At 61.5% G+C, this 8,844-nt stretch carries 9 protein-coding genes; 4 read left to right on the top strand and 5 right to left on the bottom strand.

Translation table 11 applies throughout. The features are described from left to right. Positions 1-270: 270 nt before the first annotated feature. Positions 271-858, top strand: coding sequence for a hypothetical protein (locus EWM57_RS19890; RefSeq protein ID WP_129923056.1), 588 nt, complete (start codon positions 271-273; stop codon positions 856-858). Between the two features lie 82 nt (positions 859-940). Here EWM57_RS19890 and lpdA read toward each other — a convergent pair whose 3' ends face one another. From lpdA to EWM57_RS19905, 3 genes are all read right to left on the bottom strand, one after another. Continuing rightward, on the bottom strand, positions 941-2,347 hold the full coding sequence (gene lpdA, locus EWM57_RS19895; RefSeq protein WP_129923057.1) for a dihydrolipoyl dehydrogenase: 1,407 nt from the start codon (positions 2,345-2,347) through the stop codon (positions 941-943). A gap of 246 nt (positions 2,348-2,593) precedes the next feature. After that, positions 2,594-3,055 (bottom strand): MaoC family dehydratase, encoded by a 462-nt coding sequence (locus EWM57_RS19900; protein ID WP_129923058.1) that lies wholly within the window; start codon positions 3,053-3,055, stop codon positions 2,594-2,596. Between the two features lie 49 nt (positions 3,056-3,104). Further along, positions 3,105-4,766: a M1 family metallopeptidase gene (locus tag EWM57_RS19905; protein ID WP_129923059.1), complete on the bottom strand. Its 1,662-nt coding sequence runs from the start codon at positions 4,764-4,766 to the stop codon at positions 3,105-3,107. Positions 4,767-4,932: 166 nt separating this feature from the next. On the opposite strand from EWM57_RS19905, the gene EWM57_RS19910 reads away from it, so the two are divergent. From EWM57_RS19910 to EWM57_RS19920, 3 genes are all read left to right on the top strand, one after another. Further along, positions 4,933-5,898: an EamA family transporter gene (locus tag EWM57_RS19910; RefSeq protein WP_129923060.1), complete on the top strand. Its 966-nt coding sequence runs from the start codon at positions 4,933-4,935 to the stop codon at positions 5,896-5,898. Positions 5,899-5,920: 22 nt separating this feature from the next. After that, positions 5,921-6,301, top strand: coding sequence for a group III truncated hemoglobin (locus EWM57_RS19915; RefSeq protein WP_129923061.1), 381 nt, complete (start codon positions 5,921-5,923; stop codon positions 6,299-6,301). Between the two features lie 163 nt (positions 6,302-6,464). Next, the gene (locus tag EWM57_RS19920; protein WP_129923062.1) at positions 6,465-6,854 is read left to right on the top strand and encodes a group III truncated hemoglobin; all 390 of its coding nucleotides are present in this window, start codon (positions 6,465-6,467) and stop codon (positions 6,852-6,854) included. A gap of 65 nt (positions 6,855-6,919) precedes the next feature. On the opposite strand, the gene proC is transcribed toward EWM57_RS19920, so the two are convergent. Beyond that, entirely contained in the window at positions 6,920-7,738 is an 819-nt protein-coding gene (proC, locus tag EWM57_RS19925; RefSeq protein WP_129923063.1) for a pyrroline-5-carboxylate reductase, read from the bottom strand. A gap of 128 nt (positions 7,739-7,866) precedes the next feature. Continuing rightward, a partial coding sequence (gene odhB, locus EWM57_RS19930; RefSeq protein ID WP_129923064.1) for a 2-oxoglutarate dehydrogenase complex dihydrolipoyllysine-residue succinyltransferase occupies positions 7,867-8,844 on the bottom strand: 978 nt, incomplete at its 5' end.

Below are 8,844 nucleotides of genomic sequence, written 5' to 3' on the forward strand. Positions count from 1 at the left end.
GGCCCAGGCCCAGCGCACGAAGCTGCTCAAGCGCGGCAAGCAAACCACCAGCGTCACCCACTTCCTGGCCGACGTGGACGTGGAGCAGATTGCCAAGCAGGTCGAGGTGCTCACCGGCATCAAAGCCGGCATCGCCCAGCACCGCGCCACGCTGCCGGCGTAGAAAGCTAGTAAGCCGGCAATGAAAAGCCGCCCGTTGCTGACGCAGCGGGCGGCTTTTTTGTGGGAGTGGTGCGTGTCAGGCACGCCAAATGGAAATGGCTCATACTTATGCCTAGCTTTGTCGCGATGGAAGCATTAGTTCACTTGGTTTTCACCTTTTGCAAGGTTTCTATTCAGGCTTCGATATACGCCTTGCTGCTATTAGTACTCGTGCAGTTGCTTGGCTACTTGCTTCCTAGTCATTTGCTAGTGCAGGCCAGCCGCAATACCAAGCGTTTCTGGTGGACCAGTGGATTTCTGATATCGGTGGCCTTATTCATCTTTTCGTTCACCTATTGGGGCAACCATGGCTTGGGAGACTACTCCCGCATTCCGCTGGGTTATGGTGAGGCAATGGAAGAAATGAACGGCACCATGACCTATTTTGAGCCTATTAAGAATATTGCCGGGCGGGAGGACAACCCAGAAATAATAGCCTACCAATTGCGAAATGATGTGCTATGCGCTGCTTTAGGCTCCGACAGCACTTTTTTCGTCTATGACCTAGCGTCCAAGCGCAGTCGCTTATTTGATGGCCAGAGGGCTTATAACGACTATGCCCACCGAGCCAACCTACCCACCGCAAGCCATTTTGAGCCGTTTGCACAGCAGTATACCCGTTACTGGAATGGCTGGCGGTTCTGGCTGCTGGCATAATTCAACTTGACCCCTAAACTAAAAGCGGCTGAAGCTCCCCGAGCTCCAGCCGCTTTTTACATTACTGCCTTTCGGCCCAGTACTACATGTGAATCGCCCGATTCTCCGTAGCCGCCAGACACGCTTCCTTCATGGCTTCGGCATAAGTGGGGTGGGCGTGGCTCATGCGGGCGACGTCCTCGGCGGAGGCGCGGAACTCCATGGCCGTCACCGCTTCGGCGATGAGGTCGGCAATGCGGGGGCCAATCATGTGGACGCCCAGGATTTCGTCGGTTTCCTTGTCGGCCAGCACTTTCACGAAGCCGTCGAGGTCCATGCTGGCGCGGGCGCGGCCCGAGGCGCGGAAGGGGAAGGAGCCGGTTTTGTAGGCCCGGCCGGCTTCCTTGAGCTGCTCCTCGGTGTAGCCGACGCCGGCCACTTCGGGCCAGGTGTACACCACGCCCGGAATCAGCAGGTAGTTGATGTGGGGCTTCTGGCCCACGATGGTCTCGGCCACGAACACGCCCTCTTCCTCGGCCTTGTGGGCCAGCATGGCGCCCCGGATTACGTCGCCGATGGCGTAGATGCCGGGCACCGAGGTTTGCAGGTGCTCGTCCACCTTGATGCGGCCGCGCTCTTCCATCTGCACGCCGGCGGCTTCCAGGTTGAGGCCGGCGGTGTAGGGCACCCGGCCCACGGCCACCAGGCAGTAGTCGCCCTCGAACTTCACTTCCTCGCCCTTCGGGTTGGTAGCGGTAACGGTCACGGAGTCCCCTTCGCGGGTGGCGCCGGTGACCTTGTGCGAGAGGAAGAACTCGATGCCAATTTTACCCAGGATGCGCTTGAGCTCCTTGCCCAGGCCGCGGTCCATGGTCGGGATCAGCGAGTCCATGAACTCCACCACGCTCACTTTGGCGCCGAGGCGGGCGTACACGGAAGCCATTTCCAGCCCGATAACGCCGCCGCCGATGACAATCATGTGCTTGGGCACCTCCCGGATGTTCAGGGCCTCGGTGGAGGTGATGATGCGCTGCTTGTCCTGCTGAATAAACGGCAGCACCGTGGGCTTGGAGCCGGTGGCGATGATGACGTTTTTGGTTTCAATCTGCTGGGCTTCGCCGCCGGCAGTGGGCGCGATGCTGATATGGTTCTTATCGACGAACGAGCCGACGCCGTGCAGCACGTCGATCTTGTTTTTCTTCATCAGGAACTGAATCCCATCGGTATTGGCCTTCACGACGCCGTTTTTGCGGTCGATGAGCTGGTTCATGTTGATCTGCAGGTCGCTCAGCTCGATGCCGTGCTCCTTGAAGGTCGTGTGGGCGTTGTGGTAGTGCTCGGTGGAGTCGAGCAGGGCCTTGGAGGGAATGCAGCCCACGTTGAGGCAGGTGCCGCCGAGCGTGTCGTATTTCTCGATGAGGGCGGTTTTGAGGCCCAGCTGGGCGCAGCGGATGGCCGCCACATAGCCGCCGGGGCCGGAGCCAATGACGGTAACGTCGTATTGAGTCATAGGAGGTTGAATTCGGTGGAAATCAGCGGGGCGAAGGTAAGAACGAATGCCCGGAACCCTTGGGGAAAAACAGATTTCTGCCGGGGAAGTTGGAAGCCGCCGGTGGGCTGGCCTACCGCTGCTATTCCTATCGGTACCCCCAGGATAGCCGACAGCCGCACCTGCGGTACGCAACGGGTCAGCAGCAACCAAAAGGGCAACGACTTGCGCCGTTGCCCTTTTGACACTTGTGCCTGTAAGCAGAACCTACACGAAGTGGTAGAGAAAGGTGATAACGCCGGTGTAGGCGGGCTTCTTGGCGTCCTGGACTTCGAGCGTGACCTCAATGCGGGCCTTGGCAATACCGCGCAGGTCCTTCACCGACAGCAGCTTGGCCCGCAGGCGCACGGCGCTGTCGACGAGCACGGCCTGGTTGAAGCGCAGGCTCTCGATTTCGTAGTTGACCTGCATTTTCAGGTTCTGGATCTGCACAATCTGAGTCCAGAGGTAGGGCAGCAACGAGACCGTAAGGTAGCCGTGGGCAATGGTGCCGCCGAAGGGCGACTCGGTTTTGGCCCGCTCGGCGTCGAGGTGAATCCACTGGTGGTCGAGGGTGGCGGCGGCGAAGCGGGTAATCTGGTCCTGGGTGATGGTGTGGTAAGCCGAAACGCCGAGTTCCTGGCCTTCGTACTGCTCCAGCTCCTGGAGGCTGCTAATGGTAATGCTCATGCGGGGTGATTGGGGGGTTGGCAAGCGGGACGTGGCAAAGCCGCAGGCTTTAGTCTACCAGTACGCCAATATAGTAGTTGAAGGTGTCGATGTCGATGTTATCCTTCGTCGCGCCGGGCAGCTCGATGGGCTGAAACTTGGTCGTCAGGGGCACGAGCTTATACTCCGAGCCCCGCACCCGCATCCGGATGGGCACGTTGAAGTTGTCGGCATTGGCCACCCAGCGGCCCAGCAGCTGCCCCTTTTCCTGGCGCAGCTCCAGCGTGGGCAGACTGCGGTAGCGCAGGTACTGGTCGAATACGGGGGTCAGGTTCAGGCCGCTCTGCTGGTTGATGTAGCCCACAATCTGCTCGGTGGTCACGGTCTGGTGGTAGAACGTCTGGCCCAGGCCGCGCAGAATCTGCCGCCACTTCGCGTCGTCGTTGATGATGGTGCGCACCATGTTGAGCACGTTGCTGCCCTTGTCGTACATGTCGCCGGAGCCCTCCTTGTTCACGCCGTAGGGCCCGATGATGGGCTGGTCGTTCTGGATGTTGCGCCGCTGCCCGTGCAGGTACTCCTGGCCGGCCTGCTTGCCAAACTGGCTTTCCGTAAACAGCGCCTCGGAGTAGCAGGTGAAGCCCTCGTGAATCCACATGTCGGCAATGTCCTTGCTGGTGATGTTGTTGCCAAACCACTCGTGCCCGCTTTCGTGGATGATGATAAAGTCCCACTTCAGCCCCCAGCCCGTGGCCGACCGGTCGTGGCCGAGGTAGCCGTTAAGGTACTTGTTGCCGTAGGCCACGGCGCTCTGGTGCTCCATGCCCAGGTGGGGCGCATCGACGAGCTTGTAGCCGTCCTCGTAGAACGGGTAGGGCCCAAACCAGTACTCAATCGACTTGAGCATGGGCTTCACGTTGGCCCCGAACTGGGTTTTGGCCTTGGCTAGGTTTTCGGTCAGCACCCAGTAGTCGAGCGTGAGCTTGCCCTTCTCCCCGGCGTAGGAGTCGGCGAAGTGGGTGTAGTCGCCCACGTTCATGGCCACATCGTAGTTGTTGATGGGGTTGCGCACGGCCCAGTCGAAGCGGGTCAGGCCGCCCTTGAGCTGGGTGACCTTGCGCAGGCGCCCGTTCAAGACGTCCTTCAGCCCCTTGGGCACCGTCACGCTGATGAGCATGGAGTCGACCTCGTCGGCCTGGTGGTCTTTGGTAGGCCACCAGATGCTAGCGCCTACGCCCTGGCAGGCCGTGGCCACCCAGGGCTTGCCGTTGGAATCTTTGGTAAAGACCAGCCCGCCGTCCCAGGGCGCCCGCTCCGCCACCGTAGGCTTGCCAGAGTAGAAGACCGTGAACTCGTCGGTGCTGCCCGCCTTGATGGTCTGCGGAAACGTGACGAACACGGCGTTGGCCTCGCGGGTAAACGGCACACTCTGACCTTTGTACACCACTTTGTCCACCGACAGGTTGGCAAACAGGTCGAACTGGAGGCGGTTGAAGTCCTGGGTGGCAGTGAAGCGGAACAGGTTGGAGCCGCTCAACGCCCGCTGGTCGATGTCGAGCTTGACGTCGAGGTGGTAGTACTTGATGTCGTAGCAGGTGCGCAGGGGCGAGAGGCTGCCCCGCAGCGAGTCGGCACGGGTGAATTGGCTTTTGGGCTGCATCAGCTGGGCACTGCTCAGCAGGGGCAGACACAGCACGGCCAAGGCGGCCAGCAAGGGAGTACGAAGACGCATGGGAGTCGGGAAGTGGAGGCGGTAAAGTTAGCTACAGACTCCGGTGCGGCGGCACGGTTGCGTAGAGGGCTGCCGCCGGACGCGGCTCCGGCGCTTACCCGCGCAAGATTCGGGTCGCCGCCCGTGCGGATTGGCGTAGTTTTGCGGCTCCATTCGTTTTATTGCCATGTCTTCTCCTACTTCCCCCAGCCGTGCGGCCATCATCGGGGCTTTTGCCATTGTTTACCTGATCTGGGGCTCCACCTACCTGGGCATCCGCTTTGCCATCGACAGCATGCCGCCGCTGCTGATGGCGGGCTCCCGCTATTTTCTGGCCGGGGCCCTGCTCTACGGGTTTATGCGCTGGCGCGGGGAGCCGGCCCCCACCCGCCGGGGCTGGGCCCACGCCCTGCTCATCGGCATCTGCCTGCTCACCTTCGGCAACGGGGGCGTGACGTTGGGCGAGCAGTACATTTCCTCGGGCCTGACGGCGCTGCTGGTGGCCGTGGTACCGCTGTTTCTGGCTTTGCTGGGCTGGCTCAGCGGCCTGTCGGGCCGGCCCACGCTGCCCGTAGCCATTGGTCTGCTCATCGGCATGGCCGGCGTGTACCTGGTGGCCCGCACGCCCGGCGTAAGCCACGTGGCCCTGCCCGGCCACGAAAACTTGGGCATCGGGCTGGTCATGACGGCCGCTCTGCTCTGGGCCGTGGGCTCCCTGTACGCCAAAAAGCACCAGCCGGCCTCCTCGCCCTTCGTGGCCGGGGGCATGCAGATGATGTGCGGGGGCTTGCTGATGCTGGTCGTGGGGTTGCTGCGCGGCGAAACCCAGGGCTTCGAGCTGGCGGCCGTCACCACCCAGTCGTGGCTGGCCTACATCTACCTGGTCACGCTGGGCTCCATCGTGGCGTTTTCGGCCTACATCTGGCTGCTGCAAGCTGTGGAGCCGGCTTTGGCGGGCACCAACTCGTTCGTTAACCCGGTCGTGGCCGTGGTGCTGGGCTGGGCTCTGGCCGGGGAGCAGCTCAGTGGCCCCATGCTGGGCGGCGCCGCCCTGATTGTGGTAGCCGTGGTGCTGGTGGTGCTGGGCGGGGCTAAAAAGCCGGTGCCGGTATCCACTGGGGAACAGCCTGTCCCCGCCAAGCGTCTGGTATAGAACCCTTTTCTTTTTTTACGCCATGCTCCCCGACCTGACCACTGAAGAAGACATCCGCTGCCTGGTCGACTCATTTTACAACCGCGTCGACCAGGATGAGCTGCTCGGGCCCGTATTCAACGGCTTCGCGCACGTGAACTGGGCCAGCCACCTGCCGGCCATGTACGACTTCTGGAGCAGCGTGCTGTTCGGCACCAGCCGCTACAAGGGCCGGCCTTTTCCCAAGCATATTCCCCTGCCCATTGGCGCAGCGCACTTTCAGCGCTGGCTGCAGCTGTTCAATCAGACGGTTGATGCGCACTTCAGCGGCCCCACCGCCACCGACGCCAAGGCCCGGGCGCTGAGCATTGCTACACTCTTTGAGCACCGCCTCAGCCACCGCTCCTCGCTGAACATTCTGTAGAGCGAACTGCGGCAAACGCGACTTATCATAGTATGATTCAGGTAAATTATGTGAACTTATTGCCAAACCTAGAAGTTTGGCTATATTAGCGAATAGGACGTAACCTGCGTAAATTCGCTACGTATTGGTAAGCCCCACTTCAGCCGCACTTATTCCCTCTCTTATGAAAGCAAACCTGACTTTAGCTGACATTCAAACGGAAGGCGACATCAAGACGCTGGTCGATACGCTCTGCCACAAGGCGACCAACGACACGCTGCTTGGTCCGCGCTACGGAGCGGCGGCCCGCATCCACTGGCCCCACTACCTGACCTCGCAGTACCGTTACTGGAGCACCACGCTGCTGGGCAAGCCGGCTGAGGAAGGCGAGCCGGTACCCGCCCAACTGGCCATTCCAACCAACGGCCCCCACATCGAGAAATGGGTGAATCTGTTTTCCTCCACGGTGGAAGAGTGCTTTTCGGGCACCAAAGCCGAAGAGGCCAAAAACCTGGCCCGGCAGCTAGCTACCCGCCTGCAGGCCGCTCGCACCCGGGAGCTGCCCGTCGACTAACCTGCCATTTACCCCCTGCAAAAGCCCAGTGCCGGACCGGCACCGGGCTTTTCGTTTTTCGGGGCTTACTCGTCCTTGTACAGCCGCCCCGCCTTATCGGCCGAGAGCTTGATGCCTTTAATCAGGGCTGAGCTGAAGCCGTGGTGCTCCATTTCGTTGAGGCCGGCAATGGTGCAGCCCTTGGGTGAGGTCACCTTGTCAATTTCCTGTTCGGGGTGGGAGGCCAGCTGGAGCAGCAGGTCGGCAGCGCCCTTGGCGGTCTGGGCAGCCATGCGGAGTGCGTCGGGGGCGTGAAAGCCGATTTCGGTGCCACCCTGGGACGCGGCCCGGATGGCCCGCAGGAAAAACGCCACCCCGCAGGCGCACAGGGCCGTGGCCGAGGTCATCAGCTCCTCATTGATGCGCACCGTGGTGCCCACCGTATCGAACAGCTTTTCCACCAGCGTCAGGTCCTCCTCCCGATCCTGGTCGCTGGCAATGCAGGTCATCGACTGCCCGATGCCGATGGCCGTGTTGGGCATGGCCCGCACCACCCGCACGTCGGCGCTGGTCTGGGTGCGAATATCCTGGCAGCTTACCCCGGATATCACCGAAATCAGCAACTGCCGGTCGGCGTCGAGGCCCTCCCGAATGCCATCGAGCACCTTGTTGAGTTGCTGGGGCAACACGGCCAGCACCACGATATCGGCCTCGCGCACAGCGGCCAGGTTGTCGGCGCTGGTGCCGTAGCCGGCCTCCGCCAGCGGGGCCAGGGCGGCACTGTTGCGGCGGGTCAGGATGATATCGGCGGGAGCGTAGAATCCGGCTTTTACAAGGCCCTTTGCTAATGAGACGCCAATATTGCCGCTGCCGAGGATGGCAATGCGGGCGGTGGAATTCTGCATGGTTGATTACGGAAAATGATGGCTATGGAATGACGTTCTGGGTGAAGTTCTTCGGTTGGGGCATACAAGCAAAAAGGGCAGCTCAGATACACTGGCTGCCCTTTTTCAAATGTAATCTACTGGCTCCGTTACACGCCCAGCAGCAGGCGCGTCGGATCTTCGAGCAGCTCCTTCACCCGGACCAGGAACGACACCGACTCGCGGCCGTCGATAATGCGGTGGTCGTAGCTGAGCGCCAGGTACATCATCGGTCGGATAACCACCTGCCCGTTTTCGGCAATCGGGCGCTGCACGATGTTGTGCATGCCCAGAATGGCCGACTGCGGGGCGTTGATAATCGGGGTGCTCATCATCGAGCCGAAGATGCCGCCGTTGGTGATGGTAAACGTGCCGCCCGTCATCTGCTCGATGGTCAGCTTGTTGTCGCGGGCCAGCGTGGCCAGGCGCACCACTTCCTTCTCGATGCCGTCGAAGCTGAGTTGCTCGGCATTGCGAATCACGGGCACTACCAAGCCTTTCGGGGCCGATACGGCGATGCTGATGTCGCAGAAGTCGTTGAACACGATGTCGGTGCCGTCAATCTGGGCATTCACCGAGGGCCATTCCTGCAGGGCCACGCACACGGCCTTGGTGAAGAAGGACATAAAGCCCAGGTTCACGCCGTTTTTCTCCTTGAACTTGTCTTTGAACTTGGTGCGCAGGTCCATGATGGGCTGCATGTTCACCTCGTTGAAGGTGGTGAGCATGGCCGTCTCATTTTTCACACTCACCAAGCGGCGGGCTACTGTCTTGCGCAGGTTGCTCATCCGCTCCCGGCGCACGTTGCGGTTACCACCGGCTACGGCTGGCGCAGCTTGTGGGGCCGCGGCCGGGGCAGCAGCGGGTGCAGCGGCCGGAGCCGGCGCGGCGGGCTTGGCCTGGGCGTTTTGGGCATCTTCCTTGGTGATGCGCCCGTCGCGGCCGGAGCCCTGCACGTCGGCAGCAGCAATGCCTTTCTCACCGAGAATCTTGCCGGCGGCCGGGGAAGGCGTACCGGTGGCGTAGCTAGTCGAAGTGGAAGCCGAACTGGCCGGAGCGGCAGCAGCTGGGGCAGCCGGAGCCGAAGC

This window comes from Hymenobacter persicinus (assembly GCF_004167665.1).
Lineage (GTDB): Bacteria > Bacteroidota > Bacteroidia > Cytophagales > Hymenobacteraceae > Hymenobacter > Hymenobacter persicinus.

Coding starts and splice junctions, on each gene's coding strand:
- EWM57_RS19890 (WP_129923056.1), top strand. CDS start 271: ATGCCTAGCTTTGTCGCGATGGAAGCATTAGTTCACTTGGTTTTCACC.
- lpdA (WP_129923057.1), bottom strand. CDS start 2,347: ATGACTCAATACGACGTTACCGTCATTGGCTCCGGCCCCGGCGGCTAT.
- EWM57_RS19900 (WP_129923058.1), bottom strand. CDS start 3,055: ATGAGCATTACCATTAGCAGCCTCCAGGAGCTGGAGCAGTACGAAGGC.
- EWM57_RS19905 (WP_129923059.1), bottom strand. CDS start 4,766: ATGCGTCTTCGTACTCCCTTGCTGGCCGCCTTGGCCGTGCTGTGTCTG.
- EWM57_RS19910 (WP_129923060.1), top strand. CDS start 4,933: ATGTCTTCTCCTACTTCCCCCAGCCGTGCGGCCATCATCGGGGCTTTT.
- EWM57_RS19915 (WP_129923061.1), top strand. CDS start 5,921: ATGCTCCCCGACCTGACCACTGAAGAAGACATCCGCTGCCTGGTCGAC.
- EWM57_RS19920 (WP_129923062.1), top strand. CDS start 6,465: ATGAAAGCAAACCTGACTTTAGCTGACATTCAAACGGAAGGCGACATC.
- proC (WP_129923063.1), bottom strand. CDS start 7,738: ATGCAGAATTCCACCGCCCGCATTGCCATCCTCGGCAGCGGCAATATT.